The 22,806-nt window shown below is 71.8% G+C and carries 21 protein-coding genes; 9 read left to right on the top strand and 12 right to left on the bottom strand.

The window, feature by feature from the left end:
- Positions 1-36: 36 nt before the first annotated feature.
- Positions 37-666 carry an alpha-ketoglutarate-dependent dioxygenase AlkB gene (locus tag ASF37_RS15045; protein ID WP_055970012.1) on the bottom strand — a complete coding sequence of 210 codons (630 nt, stop codon included), beginning with the start codon at positions 664-666 and terminating at the stop codon, positions 37-39.
- 83 nt (positions 667-749) lie between these two features.
- Between ASF37_RS15045 and ASF37_RS15040 the strand changes: the two genes are divergently transcribed.
- The 3 genes from ASF37_RS15040 to ASF37_RS15035 all read left to right on the top strand — a co-directional run bounded on the left by ASF37_RS15040 (position 750) and on the right by ASF37_RS15035 (position 2,442).
- A complete protein-coding gene (locus ASF37_RS15040) occupies positions 750-1,058 on the top strand; it encodes a hypothetical protein (protein WP_056552850.1) in 309 nt (102 codons plus the stop codon).
- 89 nt (positions 1,059-1,147) lie between these two features.
- On the top strand, positions 1,148-1,318 hold the full coding sequence (locus tag ASF37_RS17505) for a hypothetical protein (RefSeq protein ID WP_164468775.1): 171 nt from the start codon (positions 1,148-1,150) through the stop codon (positions 1,316-1,318).
- A complete protein-coding gene (locus ASF37_RS15035; protein ID WP_056581457.1) occupies positions 1,315-2,442 on the top strand; it encodes a YeiH family protein in 1,128 nt (375 codons plus the stop codon). The genes ASF37_RS17505 and ASF37_RS15035 overlap by 4 nt, the downstream gene beginning before the upstream one ends.
- Positions 2,443-2,502: 60 nt before the next feature.
- Here ASF37_RS15035 and ASF37_RS15030 read toward each other — a convergent pair whose 3' ends face one another.
- The 5 genes from ASF37_RS15030 to ASF37_RS15010 all read right to left on the bottom strand — a co-directional run bounded on the left by ASF37_RS15030 (position 2,503) and on the right by ASF37_RS15010 (position 6,878).
- Positions 2,503-4,206 carry a BCCT family transporter gene (locus ASF37_RS15030; RefSeq protein WP_082506549.1) on the bottom strand — a complete coding sequence of 568 codons (1,704 nt, stop codon included), beginning with the start codon at positions 4,204-4,206 and terminating at the stop codon, positions 2,503-2,505.
- Between the two features lie 142 nt (positions 4,207-4,348).
- On the bottom strand, positions 4,349-4,612 hold the full coding sequence (locus ASF37_RS15025; RefSeq protein WP_055970024.1) for a DUF2516 family protein: 264 nt from the start codon (positions 4,610-4,612) through the stop codon (positions 4,349-4,351).
- Positions 4,613-4,685: 73 nt separating this feature from the next.
- A complete protein-coding gene (locus ASF37_RS17265) occupies positions 4,686-5,459 on the bottom strand; it encodes a hypothetical protein (protein WP_056581452.1) in 774 nt (257 codons plus the stop codon).
- The gene (locus ASF37_RS15015; RefSeq protein ID WP_055970030.1) at positions 5,456-5,884 is read right to left on the bottom strand and encodes a helix-turn-helix domain-containing protein; all 429 of its coding nucleotides are present in this window, start codon (positions 5,882-5,884) and stop codon (positions 5,456-5,458) included. The genes ASF37_RS17265 and ASF37_RS15015 overlap by 4 nt, the downstream gene beginning before the upstream one ends.
- Before the next feature lie 67 nt (positions 5,885-5,951).
- A complete protein-coding gene (locus tag ASF37_RS15010; RefSeq protein WP_055970033.1) occupies positions 5,952-6,878 on the bottom strand; it encodes an asparaginase in 927 nt (308 codons plus the stop codon).
- 176 nt (positions 6,879-7,054) lie between these two features.
- Here ASF37_RS15010 and ASF37_RS15005 point away from each other — a divergent pair, with 176 nt between their 5' ends.
- The 3 genes from ASF37_RS15005 (at position 7,055) to ASF37_RS14995 (ending at position 11,965) form a co-directional block, all read left to right on the top strand.
- Positions 7,055-9,064 (top strand): hypothetical protein, encoded by a 2,010-nt coding sequence (locus ASF37_RS15005; protein WP_056581451.1) that lies wholly within the window; start codon positions 7,055-7,057, stop codon positions 9,062-9,064.
- A gap of 296 nt (positions 9,065-9,360) precedes the next feature.
- Entirely contained in the window at positions 9,361-10,812 is a 1,452-nt protein-coding gene (locus ASF37_RS15000; RefSeq protein ID WP_056581450.1) for an endonuclease/exonuclease/phosphatase family protein, read from the top strand.
- Positions 10,813-10,843: 31 nt separating this feature from the next.
- Positions 10,844-11,965, top strand: coding sequence for a mannose-1-phosphate guanylyltransferase (locus ASF37_RS14995; protein ID WP_056581449.1), 1,122 nt, complete (start codon positions 10,844-10,846; stop codon positions 11,963-11,965).
- Positions 11,966-12,537: 572 nt separating this feature from the next.
- Here the strand turns inward: ASF37_RS14995 and manA are convergent.
- Both manA and ASF37_RS14985 read right to left on the bottom strand, forming a co-directional pair.
- Positions 12,538-13,722, bottom strand: coding sequence for a mannose-6-phosphate isomerase, class I (gene manA, locus ASF37_RS14990; RefSeq protein WP_056581446.1), 1,185 nt, complete (start codon positions 13,720-13,722; stop codon positions 12,538-12,540).
- Between the two features lie 29 nt (positions 13,723-13,751).
- Entirely contained in the window at positions 13,752-15,695 is a 1,944-nt protein-coding gene (locus ASF37_RS14985) for a DEAD/DEAH box helicase (protein WP_082506547.1), read from the bottom strand.
- Positions 15,696-15,854: 159 nt separating this feature from the next.
- Here ASF37_RS14985 and ASF37_RS14980 point away from each other — a divergent pair, with 159 nt between their 5' ends.
- Entirely contained in the window at positions 15,855-17,210 is a 1,356-nt protein-coding gene (locus ASF37_RS14980) for a CpsD/CapB family tyrosine-protein kinase (protein WP_056581444.1), read from the top strand.
- A 14-nt stretch (positions 17,211-17,224) separates the two neighbouring features.
- Here ASF37_RS14980 and ASF37_RS14975 read toward each other — a convergent pair whose 3' ends face one another.
- From ASF37_RS14975 to ASF37_RS14965, 3 genes are read right to left on the bottom strand one after another with little or no spacing between them, the layout of a single operon-like run.
- Positions 17,225-17,734 (bottom strand): hypothetical protein, encoded by a 510-nt coding sequence (locus ASF37_RS14975; RefSeq protein ID WP_156364684.1) that lies wholly within the window; start codon positions 17,732-17,734, stop codon positions 17,225-17,227.
- A 43-nt stretch (positions 17,735-17,777) separates the two neighbouring features.
- On the bottom strand, positions 17,778-18,797 hold the full coding sequence (locus tag ASF37_RS14970) for a folate-binding protein YgfZ (protein ID WP_200914343.1): 1,020 nt from the start codon (positions 18,795-18,797) through the stop codon (positions 17,778-17,780).
- On the bottom strand, positions 18,790-19,302 hold the full coding sequence (locus ASF37_RS14965; RefSeq protein ID WP_056553017.1) for an FABP family protein: 513 nt from the start codon (positions 19,300-19,302) through the stop codon (positions 18,790-18,792). The genes ASF37_RS14970 and ASF37_RS14965 overlap by 8 nt, the downstream gene beginning before the upstream one ends.
- Before the next feature lie 36 nt (positions 19,303-19,338).
- On the opposite strand from ASF37_RS14965, the gene dtd reads away from it, so the two are divergent.
- A complete protein-coding gene (dtd, locus tag ASF37_RS14960) occupies positions 19,339-19,779 on the top strand; it encodes a D-aminoacyl-tRNA deacylase (RefSeq protein ID WP_056552875.1) in 441 nt (146 codons plus the stop codon).
- 117 nt (positions 19,780-19,896) lie between these two features.
- The gene (locus ASF37_RS14955; RefSeq protein WP_055970059.1) at positions 19,897-21,012 is read left to right on the top strand and encodes an LCP family protein; all 1,116 of its coding nucleotides are present in this window, start codon (positions 19,897-19,899) and stop codon (positions 21,010-21,012) included.
- A gap of 9 nt (positions 21,013-21,021) precedes the next feature.
- Here ASF37_RS14955 and ASF37_RS14950 read toward each other — a convergent pair whose 3' ends face one another.
- Complete coding sequence (locus tag ASF37_RS14950; protein ID WP_056581441.1) at positions 21,022-22,803, bottom strand: DUF4012 domain-containing protein; 1,782 nt, start codon at positions 22,801-22,803, stop codon at positions 21,022-21,024.
- Positions 22,804-22,806 lie beyond the last annotated feature (3 nt).

Raw genomic sequence — 22,806 nt, 5'->3', positions numbered from 1 at the left:
TGCAGTCCCATCCGGGGCCCGCCGACGGCGCCCGCGTCAGAGCACGCCGCGGGGGCGGAACTGCACGCTGATCCGCGGGCCCACCGGCCTGGCGGTCTTGAGCACGGCGTGCTCCCAGGTGCGCTGGCACGAGCCACCCATGACGAGCAGGTCGCCGTGGCCCACGACGAAGCCGATGGTGTCGCCCGGGCCGTGGTCCGTCGGGCGCAGGCTGAGCCGACGCGGAGCGCCGAGCGACAGGATCGCCACCATCGTGTCCTCGCTGCGCCCACGGCCGATCCGGTCGCCGTGCCAGGCGACGCTGTCGCGACCGTCGCGGTAGTAGCAGAGCCCAGCCGTCACGAAGTCCTCGCCCAGCTCGGCGCCGTAGTGCCGGTTCAGCGCGTCGCGCGCGTCGTCGAGCGCCGGGTGCGGCAGCACGGCACCCGATCCGTAGTGCGCCAGCAGCCGCGGGACGTCGACCGTGTCGTCGTACATCTCCCGCCTCTCGGCCCGCCACCGGACCTCGGTCTGCAGGCTCAGGAACAACGGGTCGGCGCCCTGCACCCAGCCCGGGCGGACATCGACCCATGCGCCGTGGGCAAGCTCCCTGCGCTGCACCGAGGCGCCCAGCGGACCGACGACGGCCTCGTCGCCGACGTCGAGCAGCGAACCCTGGAACCACACCCGAGCATCGTAGGCGAGTTCGAACAGATGTTCTAGACGCCACGCCTTCCGAGGCTCGCCGGGGCGCCGACTACGCTGCCCCCATGAGCGCTTGGGACGCCCTCCTCGACCGGGTCGACGTGATCGCCGACGCGCGCGCCGACGTCGACGACGCCGTGCAGGCCGAGCTGACCGAGCTGCTGGTGGGGGCCATGCGCGACGGGACCGCCGACCGCGAGCTGGACCCCGGCCAGGCGGGCCTGTGGCTCGCCGCCCTCCTGCGCACCCACGCCGAGGTCCAGGACGAGGGCGAGGAGCGCTCCGACGACGCCCTCAGCATGCTCCGCGTCATCATCACGCGCTGGCTGCACCCCGGCCGGCTCGACCAGGCACCCCCGACGTTCGGCACCTGAGTCCCTAGCAGAGGACCGGCAGCCGAAGGCCCGGTCCCGCCATCCGGAACCGGACGCGTCCGGGCGCCGACGAGACGGAGGCTGTCGGCATGACCGACCGCCAGGACCACCCTGCCCCGCCCCGCCCCGACCGCGATCCCGCCGTCGATGACGCGCGCCGCTTCCACCTCTCCGAGGACTGGCTCGCGACGATCGTCGGCCTGACGCTGGTCGTGCTGACCGCCGCCGGCGTCGTCACCGAGGGCTGGTTGCCGCTGTGAGCGCCGACGCCTCCGCCGACGACCGGTCGGTCGTGGAGTACGGCGACCGACTGCACTCCCCCGCCGTGCTGGTGGGTCTGGCCGTGGTCGTCGCCACGGGCGCGGCCGCCCGCCTCCTGACCGAGAACGTGCCCACGTGGCTCGCCGACACCGCGCTCGCCGACGTCGGCGACGCCATCGAGTATCCCGTCTACGCGATCGCGCTGGGCCTGCTCGTCAACGCCCTGCTGTCCTCGCTCGGGGTGCGCGACCGCCTCGCGGGCGGCTTCCGCACCGAGTTCTTCATCAAGACCGGCCTGGTCGTGCTCGGGGCCACGGTGGTGCTCTCGGTCATCGCGCGGGCCGCAGGACCAGCGATCCTCCAGGGCCTGCTGCTCATCACGGGCGTCTTCGCCTTCACCTGGTGGTTCGCCGGACGCCTCGGGCTGGACGATCGCCTGCGTGCCCTCCTCGCGTCGGCCGTCGGCATCTGCGGGGTGAGCGCGGCCATCGCGGCCGCCGGCGCGGTGCGGGCCCGCAAGGAGCAGCTGGCCTACACGGCCAGCCTCGTCATCCTGTTCGCACTGCCCTCGATCTTCGTGCTGCCGTGGCTCGCCGACCTCCTCGGCCTCTCGCCCGCCGTCACCGGCGCCTGGCTCGGTGGCAACATCGACACGACGGCGGCCGTCACCGCTGCCGGCGCGATCGCCGGCGAGGAGCCTCTCCAGATCGCCTCGGTGGTCAAGCTGACGCAGAACGCGCTCATCGGCTTCGTCGCGGTGGGCCTGACGGCCTGGTTCGCGTTCAAGGTCGAGCGCGACCCCCAGGGTGAGCGCCCCCGCGCCATCGAGCTGTGGCACCGGTTCCCGAAGTTCGTGCTCGGCTTCATCGCCGCGTCCGTGATCGCGACGCTCTACCTGGAGCAGGCGTCGGCCGCGCGGGCCGAGGCGTTCGACACCGTCGTGAAGGGCCTGCGCGACTACGCGCTCATCCTGGCGTTCGTCTCGATCGGCCTGGAGTTCAAGGTGTCCTCGCTGAAGGAGGCGGGCTGGCGTCCGATCGGCGTCTTCGCCGCCGCGACGCTCGTCAACATCGGGCTCGCACTGGCGCTGGCCTCGGTGCTGTTCGCCGGGTTCACGATCTAGCCGCGCCCCGACGCACGTCCGCCCCGGTCCGTGCGGACCGGGGCGGACGTCCTCGTCGGGTCAGCTGGGGTCGTCCGGGCGCTCCTGCCGGCTGACCGTCACGCTGTCGCCACTCTCCGAGGGCTCCACGACGAGCGAGAAGTCGCCGTCGTGCTCCTCGACGCCCACGGCCACGGCCTCCTCGACGGCCTCGAGACCGAGTCGGTGGCGCACGATGACCGGGTCCGTCTGGAGGTCCTTGTACAGCGCGAGACACAGGCCCACCATGACGAACACGAACGGCACGGACGCGACGATCGTGATGTTCTGCAGACCGGTCAGGGCGTCGGAGCCCCCGATCACGAGCATGATCGCCGCGACGGCGCCGGTGAGGGCGCCCCAGAAGATGACCGACGGCTTGCTCGGCTCGGTGGATCCGCGTTCGCTCAGCGTCCCCATGACGATCGACGCCGCATCGGCGCCGGACACGAAGAAGATGCCGACGAGCACCATGACCAGCACCGAGGTGATGCTCGCCGCCGGGTACTGCTCCAGCAGCTGGAACAGGGCGAAGTCGGACTGGACGGCGCCATCGGCACCGACGATGCCTGCACCGGCGCGCTGCTCGAAGATCCCCGCGCCGCCGAAGATCGCGAACCACACGAGGCTGACCAGCGTGGGCACGAGCAGGACGCCCGTGACGAACTCGCGGATCGTGCGACCGCGGCTGATGCGGGCGATGAACATGCCGACGAAGGGGGTCCACGAGACCCACCAGGCCCAGTAGAAGATCGTCCAGCCGGAGAGCCAGGCCTCCATGGCGTCGTCGCCGCTGGCCGCGGTGCGCGAGGCCATCTCGGTCATCTGCGAGGCGTAGTCGCCGAGCGCGGTCGGCACGAGGTTCAGGATGAACAGCGTCGGCCCGGCCACGAACACGAACACGGCCAGCACGAGCGCCAGCACCATGTTGGTGTTGGACAGCCACTGGATGCCCCGCTCGATGCCGGAGACGGCCGAGAGGATGAACAGGATCGTCAGCACGGTGATGACGGAGACGAGCACGATCTTGCTCGGCTCGTCGATCCACCCGTTGAACTGCAGTCCGGCGCCGATCTGCAGGGCGCCGAGGCCCAGCGAGGCGGCGGATCCGAAGAGGGTGGCGAAGATCGCCAGGATGTCGATCACCTTGCCGGCCGGTCCTTCGGCGCGTCGGCCGAAGAGCGGGACGAAGGCCGACGAGATCAGCTGCTTGCGTCCCTTGCGGAAGGTGCCGTAGGCGATCGCGATGCCGACGACGGCGTAGATGGCCCACGGGTGCAGGCCCCAGTGGAACATCGTGGAGGCCATGGCGCTCTGGACGGCCTCGTCGCTCTGCGCCTCGCCCGTGCCGGGCGGCGGCGACGCGAAGTGCGACAGCGGCTCGGCCACGCCCCAGAACATGAGCCCGATGCCCATGCCGGCGCTGAACATCATCGCGATCCAGGAGACGGTCCGGAACTCCGGACCCTCGTCGTCGCGACCGAGCGGGATCCGGCCGTACTTGGAGGCCGCGAGCCACAGGACGTAGATCACGAAGAACGACGCGACGAGCACGAAGAACCAGCCGGTGTTCGTGATGACCCACGAGCGCGACGTGTCCGAGGCCGCCTTGAGGCCGGACGTGCTCACCAGGCCCCAGACGACGAACCCGATCGCCACCACGCCGGTGAACCCGAAGACGACGGGGTCGATCCGTCGCCTCCAGCGTCCTGCAGATGCATGTTCTCGGTCAGTGAGGGTACTCACGAGGGCACCACCTCTTCCTTCGGCTCAGTCGTCGTCGGCACAGTCGTTCGACATCGTCAGTCAGGTCCTGCGCACCCATGGGTGCACGGGACAACCTTTCGACCATAGCGACGCTGGCGCCGAGGCGCTAATCGCGGACGGGTCAGACGCGGCTGCCGCGCAGCTGCGCGAGGTAGACCAGCGCGGCCACGGTGCCGACGAGGTTGAGCAGCGACAGCGGGCTCCAGAGCACCAGGTGCGCCGCGAGCGTGAGGCCCAGGATCACGAGCCACGAGCTCTTCGGGAGCGTGTCGGCCACGGCGAACCGGGCGGGCGCGCGGGTGAGGCAGTCCACGAGCGCGAACGCCTTGACCGCGAACAGGGCGAGCGACAGCACCAGCATCAGACCCGACTCGACCTCGAACACGCCTGGACCCTACCGGACGCACGAAGCGGCGGGCCCCCGTCGGGGACCCGCCGCTCGTGTGGTGAGCCGTGGCTCAGGACTGGCTGGTGGTGCTGCCCGTCGAGCTGCTGCTCGAGGAGGTCTTCTTGGCAGGCGACTTCTTGGCCGTCGTCTTCTTCGCGGTCGCGGTGGACGACGTCGTCGTGGCCGGAGCCTTCTTGGCCGTCGTCTTCTTCGCGGTCCCGGTGGAGGACGCCTTCTTGGCCGTCGTCTTCTTGGCGGTGCTCTTCTTGGCCGTCGTCTTCTTGGCAGCCGACGTGGTGGCCGGGGCCTTCTTCGCGGCGGTCTTCTTGGTGGTGCTCGCGGCGGAGGCGGTCTTGGCCGGGGCCTTCTTGGCCGCGGCGGTCGTCGAGGAGGCGGCCGAGCGAGCGGCGGCCGACGTCTTGGCCGGGGCCTTCTTCGCGGACGACTTCGAGGCGGGGGCCTTCTTCGTCACCTTCGACACGGTGGCCTGGGCCTCGGCGACGATGTCCTCGGCGCGCTTCTGCACGTCGTCGGCCACGTCCTCGGCGGCCTTGCGGGCCTCCTTGATGTTCTTCTTGGCATCCTTGCGCAGGGCGTCGAGCAGCTTCTCGCCGCGCTTCTGCACGTCGTCGAGCTTGAGGGCGCGTGCCTGGGCGACGAACTCCTCACCCTTCTGGAGCAGCTCGGCGTAGCTGGACTGCGCCTGGGCCTGCGCGGAGCCGACGAGGCCGGTGGCCTGCGAGCGGAGGTCGTCGATCTCGACCTTCTTGAGGGTGTCGGTGAGGTTCTTGACCTCATCGACCAGGGTCTTGATCTGGGCGTTGATCTGATCGGTGATGCTCATGTGGGTGTCTCCTCGGGAGAGGTGTCGGGATTGGCCTGGGTGACCGTTTCGGCAAGTGCCTCGTCCGGTGCGACGTCGGTGCCGACGAACGAGCGGTAGATGTCCAGCAGTGCCGTCTTCTGCCGCTCCGTCAGTCGGGCGTCGAGGGCGATGGCGTCCTCGACCATCCGCGCGCCGGACTCGTCGATGTCGATGAGACCGGCACGGACGTAGAGCGACTCGGCCGAGATGCGCAGCGCCTTCGCGATCTGCTGCAGGACCTCTGCCGAGGGACGACGCACGCCCCGCTCGATCTGGCTGAGGTACGGGTTGGAGACCTCGGACTTCTCAGCCAGCTGTCGCAGGGACATCTGCGCCTGGCGTCGCTGCTCGCGCAAGTAGTCGCCGAGGTTCTCGACGGCTCCTCCTACGTCCAGCTTGGCCATGTCTCCAGTGTGCTTGCATTTGCAAGCAAGTGCAAGCAGATCTGCATGCGACCCGTCTCACAACCGGTCAGAGGACCGGCCGCACCTCTCCGACAGCACGCCCGCCACCGAGCACCACCGGACGTTCGCGCAGCAGGTCGGCCTCGACGCCGGCCAGCTCGAGCGCTCGGTGCAGCACCACGAACAGGGGACGCTCGCCACCGTCCTCGATCTTGACCGCGAGGGCGGAGCCGTCCGCCAGGCCGGCCACGACCACGCTCTCGGCACCCGACTTCACCAGCGATCCCGGCACGGCGCGGGCCAGCGCCAGGTCGGGTCGGCGGGTCCCGCTGACCTGCTCGGGGTGGGCCACCATCGCGTCGGCCACCCGTCGTGCCGCCGTCCCCGTCTCCGCCTGGACGAGCCGACCGATGCCGCGGGCGAGACGCTCGAGCGACGTCGCGAGCAGCGGGGCTCCGCACCCGTCGACCCCGACCGTGTCGGGCGGGCCCACCAGGGCGGTGAAGGTCTCGGTGACGGCGCGCTGGACCGGGTGGTCCGGATCCAGGTAGTCCTCGGTCGACCACCCCCGGACCACGCAGGTGAGCAGCATGGCGGCGTGCTTGCCCGAGCAGTCCATCCGGATCGGCAGACGTCCCTCGCCGGCACGCAGGACGGCTGCGTGCTCGTGCGGGTCCAGCGGGTAGGACGCCGGCGTCTGCAGGGCCGACTCGTCGAGGCCGCCCAGCGCGAGGATCTCGCGCACCCCCTCGAGGTGGAACGGCTCCGCCGAGTGGCTCGCGGCCGCGAGCGCCAGCAGGCGGGGCTCGAGGTCCAGGCCCGCCTCCACGAGGCCGGTCGCCTGGAAGGGCTTGTTCGTCGACCGCGGGAACACCACGACGCCGGGATCACCCAGCGACCACACCGTCTCGCCGTCGGGACCGACCCGCACGGCTGCTCCGCGGTGGCGGCTCTCCACGAGCCCGGACCGGGTGACCTCGGCGACGACGTCCATCGCTCCAGCGTAGGGCTCCACCGGCGCGGTCGAGCCCGCCCGGCCCTCCCGACCATCGGCTCATCCCACCAGTCCCATTGGTCACTTTCTTCCCACCCGTGTCGTTCTTCCACTACAGTGCCCTGATCTGGTACGGCGCACTCGGGCGTCGGCTTCCCTCACCAGAAGAGGACTGCATGCCTTCCCTGCGTCACGCCTTCGGAGCACCTGCTCTCGTCGTCGCCACCGTCATCGCCCTGCTCACCGGTGCCATGACGACCCCGGCAGCGGCGGCCGTCCCGGCCCCCCGTCCCACCGTGAGCACCACGCAGGACGCTGCCACGGTCAGCTGGCCGGCCGTGAAGGGTGCCGACCGCTACGCCGTCTGCCTCGTCCGCAACGTCGGCGACAGCTCGTGCACCGAGGGCTTCTTCACCACGAAGACCTCGCACACCTTCACGAAGCTCACCCCCGTCGCCGGGACCGACTACCTCGTGCACGTGCGCGCCTACGACGGCAGCGCTTCCGCCGCCAGCCCCCGCGTCGCGATCGACCTGCGTCCGGCCGCGCCGAAGGTGTCGGTCTCCACCGGGACCGACACCGCCGCCGTCTCGTGGACGGCGATCCCCGACGCGGACCGCTACGCCGTCTGCCTCGTCCGCAGCCTCGCCCAGACGTCGTGCACCGAGGGCTTCTTCACCACGAAGACCTCGCACACCTTCACGAAGCTCACCCCCGTCGACGGGACCGACTACCACGTGCACGTGCGCGCCTACGTCGGCAAGGCGTCCGCAGCCTCGCCGCGCACCCCGATCGAGCTGACCCTCAAGCCGGAGGCCCCCACCGGCCTCAAGCACGCGGTCAAGAGCTCCTCGGCCACCATCACGTGGAAGGCGGCCAAGAACGCCACCTCCTACGACGTGTGCGTCATGACCTTCGTCAAGGCCACGGCGTGCGAGCAGGTGACGCCTCGCACCACCGGGACCACCGCGACGCTCACCGGGCTGTCCCCCAACCTCGGGACCGACTACGTCTACATGGTCCGCGCCTACCGCGGCGACGCCCGCGCCGACAGCGCCCGCGCCCGCTTCGACCTGCCCGTCGGCGACGTCGCCTGGATCACCTTCGAGTCCTCCACCCCCACCAGCCTCACGCTGATCTGGAAGGCCGCCACCAACGCCGAGACCTACGTCGTGGACGTGTCGACGAAGAAGGACTTCAGCTCGGGCGTCCGTACGCAGCAGGTCGCCGGCACCCGGACCACGTTCACGGGCCTGGCCCCCGGCGTCCGCTACTACGCGCGGACCCGTGGCGACAACGCACCGGTCAAGGGCGCCGTCCGGGGCGTCACCACCCGGATCCTGCCGACCTCCGACGTCGACGTCCGCGTGGTCACCTACAACCTCTGCGGCCAGGACAAGTGCCGCTCCTCGAGCGGGATCGGCAGCTGGAAGAGCCGCAAGTCGCGTGCGGCGGCCGCCGTGCTCGGCACCGGCGCCTCGGTCATCTCGACGCAGGAGTCCGGCGACAAGGACACCAACTTCGGGTCGGTGCTCCCCGGGTTCCGCCGCGCGGCCTACATCTCGGCCAAGTCGCTGTTCTACAAGACGTCGGTCTACAACCTCAACCGCTCGGGCACGCTGACCCTCGACGCGGACCGCAGGCGCTACGCCGTGTGGGCCGAGCTCGTCGAGAAGAGCTCCGGCACCCCGTTCATCGTCGTCGACCCCCACCTCGAGCCGTACAAGGGCAAGACGAACGACGACCGCCGGTACGCCCAGACGCGCAGGATGCTGTCGCTGGTCGGGGCGCTCAACACCCGCGACCTGCCCGTCGTCTACGCCGGCGACGTGAACTCCAACAAGAACAACGCGAAGTACGCCGGCGGCTACGACGGCGTGCGCAAGGCGTTCCTCGCCGCCGACCACGTCGACTCCTTCGACCGGGCCCGCGCCGCCGACAACGGCGACCGGGCCGACGGCCACGCCTACAACGTCCTGTTCAACTCCTCCAACCAGGGCCAGGTCGTGCCGATCAAGAACGGCGACCACGTCGACGCGATCTACACCACCCCGGACGTCACGTCGCGCACCTGGAAGGTGGTCGTGGACCTCGCGTCGGCGAACCGGTACCGCACGCCGTTCGCGAGCGACCACAACCCGCTGACGGCCTACCTCGGCATCCCCGGGCAGACCCAGAAGCCCTGAGGTCGGCCGCGGGCAGCGGCGCAGAGGGTGGCCCGGCGAGCGTTCCTGAGCACGAACCTGCGGACCGGCCCACCCCAGGCGGCCGAGCCGGTTAGAATTCGCGCAGTCCGTCAGTCCGCCGCCATCCTCGTGCTGGAGCCTCTCCGTTGGTCACCCGTCGCCGCATCCCTGCAGGCCGTCGTGTCGCGACGCGTCCTGCGGGCCCGCCCTCACGCGGCGGCGCCCGGCGACGTCCCGGTGCGCGCGGCGGACGCAGCGGACGGCGTCGGCCCCGCCTCGGTCGCGTCGGGCTGCTCGTGGCCCTGGTCGCGGGCCTCGCGGTGCTGGCCGGTGGGTTGTGGTCGTCGCGCACGCTGCTCGACGACACCGCACCGCCGACCCGCCTCGCGGCGGAGACGCTGTCGCCCACGAGCGTCGAGCTCACGTGGGCGTCCACCGACGAGGTCGACGAGTACGTCGTCCACGTCGGCAGCGACCGCGCCCTGACGAAGGACGCCCTCAAGGTCACCTCCACCAAGAAGCAGGTGCTGGTCGAGGACCTGCAGCCCACCACGCCCGGCGGCGACCGCTTCTTCCGCGTCGACGCGGTCAAGGACGGCGAGATCGTGCGGTCGCGCACCGGTCGCTTCGTGCTGCCCCCCGGCGAGATGACGAAGGTCGCGGTCGACAAGACCGGCACCACGGGCGCCCGGCTGGAGTGGAAGCCGGTCGTCAACGCCCGGCAGTACGACGTGCAGGTCGCCACCGACAAGGACTTCGGTGAGCTGGTCCAGTCCGTGCGCACCGTGGGCAGCGAGCCCGAGCTGGTCACGGACGCCCTCGAGCCGGGTCGCCCGTACTGGTTCCGCGCTCGGCCGGTCAACGGCGACGTGGTCGGCGAGTTCGGGGCTGCGGTCGCCACCGAGACGCTGCCCGAGGACGTGCGGTTCAACGTCGGCACCTGGAACGTGTGCTCGGAGAAGTGCAAGGGCTACGCCGGACGGGCCCGGCAGATGGCGGCCTTCCTCAACGCCGAGAAGCTCGACCTGTTCGTCCTGCAGGAAGCGGGCGGCAAGCGGGTCGGCGGCACCACCAACGCGATCTTCACCGGCGGCGAGCGTGGCTTCCAGCGTGCGACGGGCGGCGCGAAGGCGCGCTACATCTTCTACCGACCGGCCCTGTTCACCCAGGAGAGCGGCGGCTTCTTCCCCGTCGGCCACGGTCGACACGCCACGTGGGCCCGGTTCACGGTCAAGGAGACCGGCCGCCAGTTCTTCGTCGTCGACGTGCACCTGGAGAACGGTCACGGCAACGACGGCAAGCGGCGCAGCGAGATGAACACGCTGATCTCGCGCATGCGGTCCATCAACGACGGCGGCCTGCCGATCGTCTACGCCGGAGACTTCAACTCCGGTCGCCACCGCGGCGCCGACTCCCCCGGCTCCATGATGCGAGGCATCGGACAGCGCGACACCGTCGACGTCGCGAAGAAGGTCGAGAACCGCGAGTTCAACACGGGCCACACGTTCTCCACGCGTCCCCTGCGCTCCGGCGCCCACGTCGACCACATCTTCGCCTCCGAGGAGTTCCAGGTGCTCGCCTGGAAGCAGCTCGTGCGGATGTCGGGCAGCAGCTACGCGTCACCGGTGCTGACGGACCACAACGCCCTGCGTGCCACGTTGTCGCTCGAGGGCAAGAAGGTCGACGTCGGCGAGCCGACGCCGGTCGTCGACGTCCCACCGGTCGACGTCGTCCCGTCGCCGGGCTGAGTCCACCGCCACGGCAGGAGTCCCGAACCGCATGAGCCCCGATCCTCTGGGACCGGCCGACCTGGCCGACCTGCACGTCATCATCCCCGCCGGGGGCGCCGGCACCCGGCTGTGGCCCCTCTCGCGCGCCGGCCGGCCCAAGTTCCTGCTCGACCTCACGGGCTCCGGCCGCACGCTGCTGCAGCAGACGTGGGACCGCGTGACGCAGCTCGTGCCGCCGGAGCGCGTGCACGTGGTCACCGGGCCCCGTCACGCCGACGCGGTGCGCGAGCAGCTGCCCTCGCTGACGAGCATCTTCGTGGAGCCGTCGCCGCGCGACTCGATGCCGGCCATCGGTCTGGCCACCGCCGTCGTCCACCAGGACCACCCCGACGCCGTGGTCGCGTCCTTCGCCGCCGACCACGTGGTCTCCGGGGCCGACCGCTTCGCCGACGCCGTCACCCAGGCGGTGCGCACCGCTCGCGACGGTCACGTCACCACCATCGGCATCGCCCCGCGGTCACCGTCCACGGCGTTCGGCTACGTGGAGTCCGGAGCGCCCCTGAGCGTCGAGGGCGCCCCGACCGCACGGACCGTCGTGCGCTTCGTCGAGAAGCCGGACGAGGAGACGGCCAAGGCCTACCTGCGCGCCGGGACCTTCAGCTGGAACGCGGGCATGTTCGTCACCCGCGCCGACGTGCTCCTCGACCACCTGGCTCGCCTCCAGCCGACCCTGCACGACGGGCTGCGGCGCATCGCCACGGCGTGGTCCGGCCCCGACCGGCAGGCCGTGCTCGAGCAGGTCTGGCCCACGCTCACCAAGATCGCGATCGACCACGCCGTCGCCGAGCCGGTCTCGCTCACCGGCGGCATCGCGACCGTCCCCGGGCGGTTCGGCTGGGACGACATCGGCGACTTCGCCGCCCTCCACGACCTCGGGCACGACCATGCGTCCTCGCCCGACGGCTCGTCGCGCGACGAGCACACCCTCTGGATCGACGCCGACGGGCTGGTGCGCGCCCGGCCGGGCGTCACGGTCGCGGTCGTCGGCATCCCTGGTGCCGTGGTGGTGCAGACCGACGACGCACTGCTCGTGACCACGCTCGAGCACGCCCAGCGAGTCAAGGAGGTCCCGGCCGCGCTGTCGGCGGCCGGACGCGACGACCTGGTCTGACTTCCTCTGCATCCGTGTGGCGGCGGGTGAGTGGTCGGCTACGGCTGCGGCGGCTGGCCTTCGTCCTGCGGGTGCGTCGCTGTGGCTCCGAGGCGGGGCGGTCTCCGAAAGGGCCTCGACCGGAGCAGCGGGTCTCGGGTCGGTTGGGCCTGCGGGGCGCGGCCACGATTCTCCATCTGCGCGGGATCCACGCATGATTCTTCCTTCGCGTGGACCGTGCCACGCGAAGGAGGAATCGTGGCGACGAAAAGGGCCCCGTACGGGCAGGGATTCTCCCTTCGTGAGGCACGGTCCACGCAAAAGGAGAATCCCTGCCCACCCGCCGCGCACCGGCGCCCCCGGCGGACGCAGGATTCTGCCTTCGCGCGCAGAACCCCGAACGATGCTGCATTCACGACGGGATCCCGTAGCCAACGCAGCATCCTTCGCCCCCTCGCGCACGAACGCAGAATCCTGCGTCCCCCCCGAGCCACGCTCCGAAAGCTCACCCGAGCCCGGACCCGCCGCCGGTCGAGGCCCTTTCGGAGACCGACCCGACTCGCACCCACAGCAACGCAGCAGCGAGCGAAGACTCAGACGAGGTCGGTCAGCTCGGCGGGCGGGAGGTCGGGAGCCGGCGTGTAGGCCTGCGCCACCTCGCCCGTGCCCACCGCGTGCAGCACGCCGTCGGACACGTCGGCGAAGAGGGCCTCGCCGCGGGCGAGCTTCTCCCGCTCCCCGATCTCGTTGACGACCTCCACGTCACCCCCGAGGCAGACCACGATCCGCCGACCGTCGTCGGGCAGGCGTGCACCGTCGGGCTCGGCCGACGAGCACTGCGTGATCGACAGCGCGAACTCACGCAGGCCGGGGCTGTAGACGTCGGTGGAGAAGCCGAACTGGTCGGCCTCGACGCGCGCCAGGCGCGACATGCCGCGGTCGAGGCACCGCACCAGGCCCTGCGGGTCGAGGTGCTTGCCGGTGAGGCCGCCACGCAGCACGTTGTCGGAGGACACCATGACCTCCACGCACAGCCCGCTGAGGTGGGCGTGGATGATGCCCGCACCGAGGTAGGCCGCCTCGCCGGGCTGGAGGGTGAGTCGGTTGAGCAGCAGCGACATCACGACACCGACGTCGCCCGGGTGGTGCTCGCCGACCAGGACCGCCGTGGCGTAGGCACGCTTGATGTCGATGCCGCGCTGCTCAGCGTCGCGGCACGCCGTCACGACCTCGGCGACCTCCTCGGGCGACGGCGGATCGGTCAGCAGGTCCTCCACGACGCGCACGATGCCGAGGAACCCGGGCTGACGACGCAGGCTCTCGACGAGGTCCTGGACCCGCGGGACGTCGATGGCGGCCAGCACGCGCAGGATCTCGGCCGTGGGCCGGAAGCCGACGAGCGTGTCGAACGCCGTCAGCGCGTAGACCATCTCCGGCTTGGGGTGGGGGTCCTTGTAGACGCGGTGGGGCGCGTCGAGCGGGACGCCGGCCGCCTCCTCGGCCCGGTAGCCCTCCTGGGCCATCACGGCGTTGGGGTGGACCTGGATGGAGAGCGGCCGGTCCGCGGCGAGGATCTTCAGCATGAAGGGCAGCTCGCCGGCGACCTCGCGCAACGAGACCGGACCCTTCGCGCCCTGCACGCGCGAGGGGTTGAGCGGGTGGGTGCCCATCCAGATCTCGGCCACCGGGCCCCCGGCCGGCGGCCGACCGAGGAAACGAGGGATCGCCTCCGGCGAGCCCCAGTCGTAGTCGCGATCAGGGTTCTCGAGTCGTCGCATCTCGTCCTCTCGGAAGGCCGTGGCCGTCGTCAGCCCTTGGGGTGGCGAGGCTTGCGGTACTTGTCCTTCGCGCCCTTGCCGGGCGGTCCGCCCTTCGAGCGGTAGCCGCCCGCACGGTCGTCGCGCCCGCCGCCGTGGCTGCGGCCCTGCGGGCCGCCGTCGCGCTTCAGGTCGATCCGCCGGCCGGAGATCCGGGTGTCCGAGAGCGCCTCGAAGACCGCGTCCGGCAGGTCCTGCGGGAGCTCGACGACGGCGTGGTCGACGCCGATCGTGATCTTCCCGAAGTCGGCGCGCCGCAGCCCTCCCTCGTTGGCCAGGGCGCCCACGATCATCGAGGGCGAGACCTTGTGGCGCTTGCCCACCGCGATCCGGTACGGCGTCCACCCGTCCTTCGAGGGACGCGGTCCGCGGTCGCTCGTGTCGCGTGCCGGACGCTCGGGGCGCTCGCGCCGCGCCGCCTTGGGCGGGTCGGGGCGCAGGAAGAACTCCTTGTCGTCGGTGCTCATGACGGCCAGGGCGGCTGCGACGTCGAGCATCTCGACGTCGTGCTCGCGCACGTAGTCCTCGACCAGGCCGCGGAACGCGTGGAACTGGGGCGAGCCCATGCTGTCGGTGATGGCCTGGGCGAACTTGGCCGTCCGGCGGGCGTTCACCTCGTCGACGCTCGGCACGCCCGTCTCCTCGACGGCGCGACCCGAGACCTTCTCGATGGCCGACAGCAGACGGCGCTCACGGGGGGTGACGAAGAGGATCGCCTCGCCGCTGCGTCCGGCGCGCCCGGTGCGGCCGACCCGGTGCACGTAGGCCTCGGGGTCGTGCGGGATGTCGTAGTTGACCACGTGGGTGATGCGGTCGACGTCGAGCCCGCGGGCCGCGACGTCGGTGGCCACCAGGATGTCGAGCGCACCCGACTTGAGGGCGTTGACCGTGCGCTCGCGCTGGGCCTGGGCGAGGTCGCCGTTGATGGCGGCAGCCGAGAAGCCGCGCGTCCGCAGACGCTCGGCGAGCTCCTCGGTGGCCGACTTGGTGCGGACGAAGATGATCATCCCGTCGCCGCTCTCGACCTCCAGCAGGCGCGTGAGCGCGTCGAGCTTCGCGTGGTGCGAGACCGGGATCCAGCGCTGGCGCACCGTGCTCGTGGAGGAGCGCGCCTGCGGCGTCGCGATGTCGGCCGGGTCGTGGAGGTAGCGCTTGGCCAGGCGTCGGATCGCCGGCGGCATCGTGGCCGAGAACAGCGCCACCTGCTTGTACTCGGGGGTGTCGGCGAGGATCCGCTCCACGTCCTCGGCGAACCCCATCGCCAGCATCTCGTCGGCCTCGTCGAGGACGAGGTGGTCGAGACCGGTGAGGTCGAGGCTGCCGCGGTCGAGGTGGTCCATCACGCGGCCGGGCGTGCCGACGACGACGTGGGCGCCGCGCTCGAGGCCCGCCAGCTGGGCGCCGTAGCCCTGGCCGCCGTACACGGGCAGCACCCGGATCCGACGCCCCTTGGGCGTGTACGACGTCATGGCCTCGCACACCTGGAGCGCGAGCTCACGGGTGGGAGCCAGCACCAGCGCCTGGGTGGAGGCACGGTCGGGGTCGATCTTCTGCAGGATCGGCAGGGCGAACGCGGCCGTCTTGCCGGTACCGGTCTGGGCGAGACCGACGACGTCACGACCGGCCAGGAGGGCCGGCACGGCCGCCTCCTGGATCGGCGTGGGGGTCTCGTAGCCGAGGCGCTCGAGGACCTGCACGAGCTCGTCGTCGAGACCGAGGTCGGAGAACGGCCGAGTCGGCGCGACCGGCTGGTCGGGGGCCGGCTCGACCACGGTCTCCGCAGGGCTGGTCTCGACAGGGCTCGTCTCGACAGGGCCGGCCTCGAAGGGACCGGTGCCGCCGGGAGCAGGCTCGCCAGGGACGGTGTCGTCGGGAGCAGGCTCGCCGGGGACGGTGTCGTCGGGGGTCGCGGGCGCGGGTACGTCGTCGTTCATGGGACTCCTGGTGCTGACTGCGAGACGGGGGAACCCCGTCGTGACGCAGGGTGCAAGCGATAGTGTTCCGTACCGGTGCCCCCGAGACCAATCCCGGCGACCCGAGAAGGACCCTCAGCAGGCCCGCCCATCCCCCAGCCAGCAAGGAGACGGTGCGCGATGCCGACGCCGACCCCCCGTCGTTCCCTCGGCTCACGGTGGATCCTGGTCGTGGTCCTCGGCGTGCTGGGTGCCGTGGCGGGGCAGCTGCTCGTGTCCGGCATCACACCGCGCTACGAGGCCTCGGCCGAGGTCCTCGTCGAGCCGCCCGTCGGCACCGAGGAGGTGCCCGCCCGCACGCTCTCGGCCCGGACGCTCGAGTCGTACGGTCGGATCCTGGGCGGACCCGCGCTCGTGGGCCGCGCCGGCGAGGCGCTCGGCACCACGCCGATCCCCCGCGACGACGTCACCTCCGGCGTGGTCGGCGACAGCACGATCCTGAAGGTCACCGTGCGCGACGACAGCCTGGCCGACGCGCGCGAGGCCGCCGGACAGGTCGCCGAGGAGTTCACCACCTGGCTCGCCACGAAGCAGGAGGACCTCGACGCCGCACAGCGCGAGACCACGCTCGTGATCGACCCGGGCTCGGGCTCCGCCTCGCCCGTGGAGCCGACGCGGTGGCCCTACCTGCTCGGCGGGCTGCTCGCGGGCCTGCTGATCGGCCTGGCCGTGGCTCGGTGGCGCCAGTCGACCGACCGGGGCATCGCCACCACCGACGACCTCGAGGCGGCCACCGGCTCACCCGTGCTGGGCGCGATCGCGCACGACCGGGCCGCGCACGACTCCCCCCTGCTCACCTCGCTGTCCCCTCAGCACCCCCGCGCCGAGGCGGTGCGCATCCTGCGCACCAACCTTCAGTTCGTCGACGTCGACCACGACCGGACCGTCGTGGCCGTCACCAGTGCCGTCGAGGCCGAGGGCAAGACGACCACCGCCTGCAACCTCGCCATCGCCCTCGCGCAGTCGGGCCTGCGGGTCGCGCTGGTCGAGGGCGACCTGCGCCGGCCCCAGCTCGCGGAGTCGTTCGGCCTGGAGAGCACCGTCGGCCTGACGACGGTGCTGGTGGGCCGTGTCGACCTCGACGAGGCCTTGCAGGAGACCGAGGTCCCCGGGCTCGACGTCCTCGCGAGCGGCGCCCGTCCGCCGAACCCGGCCGAGATCGTGCAGACCGGTGCCATGGAGCGCCTCGTCGCCGACCTGCGCCAGCGCTACGACGTCGTGCTGATCGACGCACCGCCCCTCCTGCCGGTCGCCGACGCCGCGATCCTGTCGCTGCTCGCCGACGGCGCGCTGCTCGTGGTGCGCCACGGACGCACCGGGCACGACCAGGTGCGCGCCGCGGTCGACCGGCTCGACACGGTCGGCGCGAAGCTGTTCGGCAGCGTGCTCTCCATGACGCCCCGCCGGGCCGCCGGCCGCTACGGCTACGGGTACGAGTACGCCCAGGGGAAGTCCTCGCGCCGACGTCGGCGCTGACTATGTCGCCGGCGTCAGGCCGGCTGCAGCAGCGACAGCGTGCGCGCGATCGACGCCGTCGCGTCGTCGATCAGGTCGGCCGTGCTGCGGTGCACCGCCGGTGAGCGCCGGAAGGGGTCCGGCACGTCGGCGCGCGCCGGTCCCGTGCTGCGGCGGCGGGCCGCGTCGGCGACGAGCTCGGGCAGCTGCGTCGCCTCGTGCCCCTCGACGAGCGCCGCGAACTCGAGCAGCGTGAAGGTCTTGCGCAGGGCACCGGGGTCGAGCTCCAGCACGGCGGACCGGTGCTCCTTGGTGGCGGTCAGCACGAGGTCGGCGCCCCGGACGTGGCGCACCTCCAGCGGCTGCGAACGGAAGTCGGAGCCGTCGATCTCGAGCCGGGCGAGCTCGAGGCGCACCATGCTGTCGACGGGCGCGTCGCGCCAGCCCATCACCCCGGCGCTGGCGACCTCGAAGGTGGACGGGTCGAGTCGTTCCTTCAGGAGCAGCTCCATGAGGGGCGAACGACACACGTTGGCCGTGCACACCGCGAGGATGCTCCACCGACTGCGCTCGGGACGGGCGCCCACCTCAGGGGCCCGACCGCGGTCGGACGTGCAGCCCCACCTCGGGGTCGACCACGGGCTCCTGTCCTGCGGCCACACCGTCGACGACCAGCGCGGCGTCGACCGGGACCGAGCGCTTGACGAGGGCCAGACCGATGGGACCGAGCTCGTGGTGCAGGGCGCGCGACCCGAGCACGCCGACCGCCTTGCCCGGCTCGTCGGAGCGCTCCACGGCGCTGCCGGGTGCGGGCAGCCGGTCGGGCGAGCCGTCGAGGTGCAGCAGGACCAGCCGACGCGGCGGCCGGCCCAGGTTGTGCACGCGGGCGACGGTCTCCTGGCCCCGGTAGCAACCCTTGTCGAGGTGGACGGCCCGCTCGAGCAGCCCGACCTCGTTGGGGATCGTGCGGTCGTCGGTGTCGACGCCGAAGCGTGGCGTCCCGGATGCGATGCGCAGGGCCTCCCAGGCCCACGTCCCTGCCGGGCGGCCGTACCGCTGGGGCCACGAGGCCACCGTGTCGCGCGGCTCGATGGCCCATCGCGCGCCCCCGCCGTCCTGCTCGGCGGCGTGCAGCCCCACGACGGCGTGGGTGGCGGTGACGTCGGCGACCTCGACCCGCGTCATGAACCGCATGCGGTCCAGGAACGTGACGAGCGCCGCGCCGGCGCCGGGCTCGGTGTGCGCCCAGAAGGTGGTGCCGTCGTCGACGCCCTCGAACGCGTGCTCGATGCGGCCCTGAGGGGTGAGCACGAGCCCCTCGGTGGCCAGCCCGGGCTCGAGCCGCTCGAGGTGCTGGGTCGTGAGCGAGTGCAGCCAGGTGAGCCGGTCGGGGCCGGTGACCGTCAGCACGTCCCGGTGCGAGAGGTCGACGAAGCCGTCGCCCTTCTCGAGACGACGTTGCTCGACGGTGAGCTCGCCGTAGTGGGCCGCGACCCCGTGGTCGGGGCGGTCGGCCTCGACGGCACCCTCGAGGTCGAGCAGGGGGCTGCGGCGCCGCGCCGGGGCGAGGTCGTCCGCGGCGGCGGGGTCGGGCTGCGGCTCAGACACGGGCGAGCTTCCCCCACAGGTGCGACTGCATGGTCTGGCCCTCGGCGGCCTTGTCGATCGCGTACATGAGCGAACCGTCGACCAGGCCGTACATGCGCTGGCCGGCGGTGTACTCCGCCGCCGACTGGGTGCGGGCGACGATGTCGGTCGCGAGCGTGATGCGGGGTCCCTCGGCGACGCCGTACCAGACCTCGGCGTACCCGGTGGGGTGCGCGAGGACCAGCTCGACGTTGATGCCCTTGCCGCCCTCCACGAGACCGGCAGGCCTCAGGAAGCCGGTCTCGAGGTCGCCGGGGCCGATCCGCTCGCCGGACTCGTCGGTGACCCACGACCGGCTGAAGTAGTGCAGGAAGGGCCGGGTGTCGTGGGCGAGCACGACGTCCTGCTCGAAGGAGTAGGGCTCGATCGTCGGGTAGTCGCCACGCCCGTTGCCGTGCCAGGTACCGAGCAACCAGGCCAGGGGCGCGACGTCGGGGTGGAGGTCGGCGGGGATCTCGAAGGCCATGGGGTCCATCGTATCGACGCGCGCTAACCTGCCGACGTGCGTGCGGTCGTCCAGCGGGTGAGCGAGGCCTCGGTCGTCGTCGACGGCGAGGTCGTCGGCTCCGTGGGCGGCACCGACGCGGACGCCGACCATCTCCTCGTGCTGCTCGGCGTCACCCACGACGACACCGTGCAGAAGGCCGACGCGCTCGCGCGGAAGGTGCACGGCCTGCGCATCCTGCACGACGAGGTCTCGGTCGCCGACACCGGCGGCGCGGTCCTCGTCGTCAGCCAGTTCACGCTCTACGGCGACGCGCGCAAGGGGCGGCGTCCCACGTGGACGGCCGCCGCACCGGGCGCCGTGGCCGAGCCGCTGTACGACGAGTTCTGTGCCGCCCTGCGGGCCCTGGGCACGACGGTCCCCACCGGCCGCTTCGGTGCCGACATGCAGGTCCGCTCGGTCAACGACGGGCCGTTCACCGTCCTGCTCGAGCTGTAGCGCCTTCGCATTCTGACCGTCCTTTCAGGTGAAGGACGTAGGATTCTCGAATCGGCGTCGGCGAACGTGCCCCGGCGCCGTCGTCCTGACCCCACCAGAACATCGAACGGGAGTGCCATGTCGCGTCGCGAGAAGCGAGCGCGCCGCGAAGTCAAGGGCAAGCGTCGCGCCGGCGGCGTCCCCTTCCACCGCCGGCACCGCAAGCTGGTCGTGGGTGTCGTCGGCGCCCTCGTCCTCGTCCTCGGCACGGGCACCGCGTACGCCTACTACCTCAACGCCCAGCTGGGCAACGTCGGGCGGGTCGAGAACAAGCTGAAGGAAGCCGACCGCCCCGATCCCGACAAGGGCAAGGCGCTCAATATCCTGCTGCTGGGCTCCGACAAGGGCAAGAAGGTCGAGGGCGCCGAGGACACGACGCTGGCCGAGGACGCCGCCTCCGGGTCGTGGCCGGCCGGCAAGTACCGCAGCGACACGTTGATGATCGCGCACATCACGTCGGACCGGAAGAAGGTCTACCTCGTCTCGATCCCGCGTGACACCTACACCGACATCTACGACGAGACCGGCACCAAGCAGTCGACGCAGAAGATCAACGACGCCTTCGCGGAGTTCGGCCCGAACGGTGCGATCTCGACCGTCGAGAACCTCACCGACCTGCGCATGCGGCACCTCGCGATCATCGACTGGGACGGCTTCAAGAGCCTCTCCAAGGCCGTCGGCGGCGTGCCCGTCTACATCCCCCGGCCGTTCTACGACCCCAAGCAGAAGGTCCAGTGGGAGGCCGGCGAGCAGACCCTCGAGGGCAAGAAGGCCCTCGCCTACGTGCGCACGCGCTACGGCCTGCTCCGCGGCGACTTCGACCGCATCGCCCGCCAGCAGAACTTCCTGCGGTCGCTCATGAAGAAGATGCTCGCGCGCGACACCATGAGCAACCCCATCAAGCTGACCCGCACCCTCACCGCGGTCACCAAGAACCTCACCGTCGACGCCGGCTGGGACCCGGGCGACATGCGTGCGCTCGCGCTCTCGCTGCGCGGCACCGGGTCCGACGACGTCACGTTCCTCACGGCTCCGGTGGCCACCACCGAGACCATCCCGGTCGTCGGCAGCATCGTCAGGCTCGACGAGGCCAAGAACGCCGAGCTGTTCACCGCGCTGCGCGAGGACCGCATGGACGAGTACCTGGAGAAGTACCCCGACGACCAGCTCGCCGACGAGGACCAGATCGGCTGACGCGCCGGCTCAGCCGCAGGCCGAGCGGACCCGGACGTCGTTCGCGCCGGCCTCGATGCCGGGCGTGGTCGTGAGCACCGCGTCGCTCGTCTGCCCCTCGCCCGTGCGCACCTGGACCTCCAGGTCGACCGACTCCCCGGGTCGCAGGGTCACGGGGACGACCGTCACCCGACGGTCGCCGATCCGCCCGCCCGACGGTGTCCGCTCGACGTCGGCCAGCCGCACGCGCTCGAACACGCCGCCGGCCGGTGCCACGACCCGCACGGAGAGCCGCTGGTCCCCCGGACGCAGTCCCGGGAGCTCGAGCCCCGTGATGGAGATCGGGAGCGCGGTGTCGGGGACCGTGGAGGTGAGCGTGGTGCGCAGCGTGAGCACCTGCGCCCGGTCGTCGACGCACCGCACGGAGCGCAGCGTGGACGACGCGTCGAGGTAGTACTGCAGCTTCGCGCCCTTGCTGTCGTCGACGTACACGCCCACGTGGGCCCGGTCCCGCGTCTGCGGGAGCGCACCCGCGACGCCCGTGGAACGGATGCGGCGCTGCTCGGACTCGTCAGCCGACCACACGAGGACCCGGTTGTCGACGCTGGCCTGCACGAGGGCCTCGAGCACGGGCTGGGTGGCGCCCTGCCCGTCCACGAACGCGTCGAAGATGCGGCGGGCGGCGTCCTCGAACACGGCGTCCTGCCCGAGCAGGTCGGTGGCGTAGCGGCGGTAGACGCCGTTGAGCAGCTCGTCGACGGCGTTCTCGGCCGTGAGCCGCGTGCCGTCCTCGAGCGTCACCGGCCCGAGCCCCTGCAGGAGGTAGCCCAGCGTCACCGGGTCGACGGACACGACGCCGTCGAAGCGCGTGTCGAGCTCCTCGCCCACGAGGGAGCTCGCGAAGGCCGCGGCCTCGGGGAAGTCGGGCACGGCGGTCGTGTTGCGCAGGTCCGTCGCGGCGGTCACCGGCACGGCACCGAGCTGGTCCTCCGGCACCGTCAGACGCGGCCTGTCGATCGGCGGCACGTCGATGGCCGAGCCCTGCGTGCGCATGCGCACCTTGCCGCGATCGGCCTCGATGACGGCGAACGATCCCGGGATGCCGCCGAGCGAGCGGATCTCGGCGTTGTTCTGGATGAGCAGGAGGTAGCGGCGGCGCTCGCTCCCGCCCAGCATCTCCGGCAGCAGCGCGGCCGCGGTGTCCGCGACGCGTGCGGCCGACGCGGCGCTGGTCAGGGAGCCCTGCAGGCGGCGGACCGGCGCCTGGAGCCGGCCCGCGACCTTCTGCGGCTCGATCTCGCCCACGCCGCGTGCAGCGCGCTCGAGGGCCTCGCGCGGGCCGGCCAGGCGCGGTGCCACGGCCTCGAGGTTCGCGATGTCGACCCGTCCGTCGCGCGGCGAGAACGCGTCGAGCCCCACCTGGGCGGTGACGTCGACGATCGTGGGCACGGCCTGGGTGGCGACCCGGTCGACCTCGCGCGCGACCACGCGCACGGCGTCGACGTCGTCACCGACGATCGGGACGTGGGAGAACACCGCCCACAACGGACCATCCGTCGAGGCGTGCGCGCGGCCCGCGGCGTCGGTCAGGACCGCCGACGTCTGCCGCGCACCGTCCGCGTCGCCCTGCGCCACCTGGGCCAGGAGCAGCTGGGACTGGTCGCTCGCCCGCGACAGCAGGATCGCTGCGCGCACCCCCTGCCAGGCCAGGACCACGACGCAGACCGTGAGCACCGCTCCCGTCACGGCCAGACCCAGCCGGACCCACCCTGCCCGGTCGTACCGCTCGGGCAGGAAGCGTGGCGACGCCACGAC

This window comes from Aeromicrobium sp. Leaf289, from assembly GCF_001423335.1.
GTDB lineage: Bacteria > Actinomycetota > Actinomycetes > Propionibacteriales > Nocardioidaceae > Aeromicrobium.
This window is presented reverse-complemented; position numbering and strand designations above follow the sequence as displayed.

Excerpts from the sequence above, each read along its gene's own strand:
- ASF37_RS15040 (WP_056552850.1), top strand. The coding sequence starts at position 750 with ATGAGCGCTTGGGACGCCCTCCTCGACCGGGTCGACGTGATCGCCGAC.
- ASF37_RS17505 (WP_164468775.1), top strand. The coding sequence starts at position 1,148 with ATGACCGACCGCCAGGACCACCCTGCCCCGCCCCGCCCCGACCGCGAT.
- ASF37_RS17265 (WP_056581452.1), bottom strand. The coding sequence starts at position 5,459 with ATGAGCATCACCGATCAGATCAACGCCCAGATCAAGACCCTGGTCGAT.
- ASF37_RS15015 (WP_055970030.1), bottom strand. The coding sequence starts at position 5,884 with ATGGCCAAGCTGGACGTAGGAGGAGCCGTCGAGAACCTCGGCGACTAC.
- ASF37_RS15010 (WP_055970033.1), bottom strand. The coding sequence starts at position 6,878 with ATGGACGTCGTCGCCGAGGTCACCCGGTCCGGGCTCGTGGAGAGCCGC.
- ASF37_RS15005 (WP_056581451.1), top strand. The coding sequence starts at position 7,055 with ATGCCTTCCCTGCGTCACGCCTTCGGAGCACCTGCTCTCGTCGTCGCC.
- ASF37_RS14995 (WP_056581449.1), top strand. The coding sequence starts at position 10,844 with ATGAGCCCCGATCCTCTGGGACCGGCCGACCTGGCCGACCTGCACGTC.
- manA (WP_056581446.1), bottom strand. The coding sequence starts at position 13,722 with ATGCGACGACTCGAGAACCCTGATCGCGACTACGACTGGGGCTCGCCG.
- ASF37_RS14985 (WP_082506547.1), bottom strand. The coding sequence starts at position 15,695 with ATGAACGACGACGTACCCGCGCCCGCGACCCCCGACGACACCGTCCCC.
- ASF37_RS14980 (WP_056581444.1), top strand. The coding sequence starts at position 15,855 with ATGCCGACGCCGACCCCCCGTCGTTCCCTCGGCTCACGGTGGATCCTG.
- ASF37_RS14965 (WP_056553017.1), bottom strand. The coding sequence starts at position 19,302 with ATGGCCTTCGAGATCCCCGCCGACCTCCACCCCGACGTCGCGCCCCTG.
- ASF37_RS14955 (WP_055970059.1), top strand. The coding sequence starts at position 19,897 with ATGTCGCGTCGCGAGAAGCGAGCGCGCCGCGAAGTCAAGGGCAAGCGT.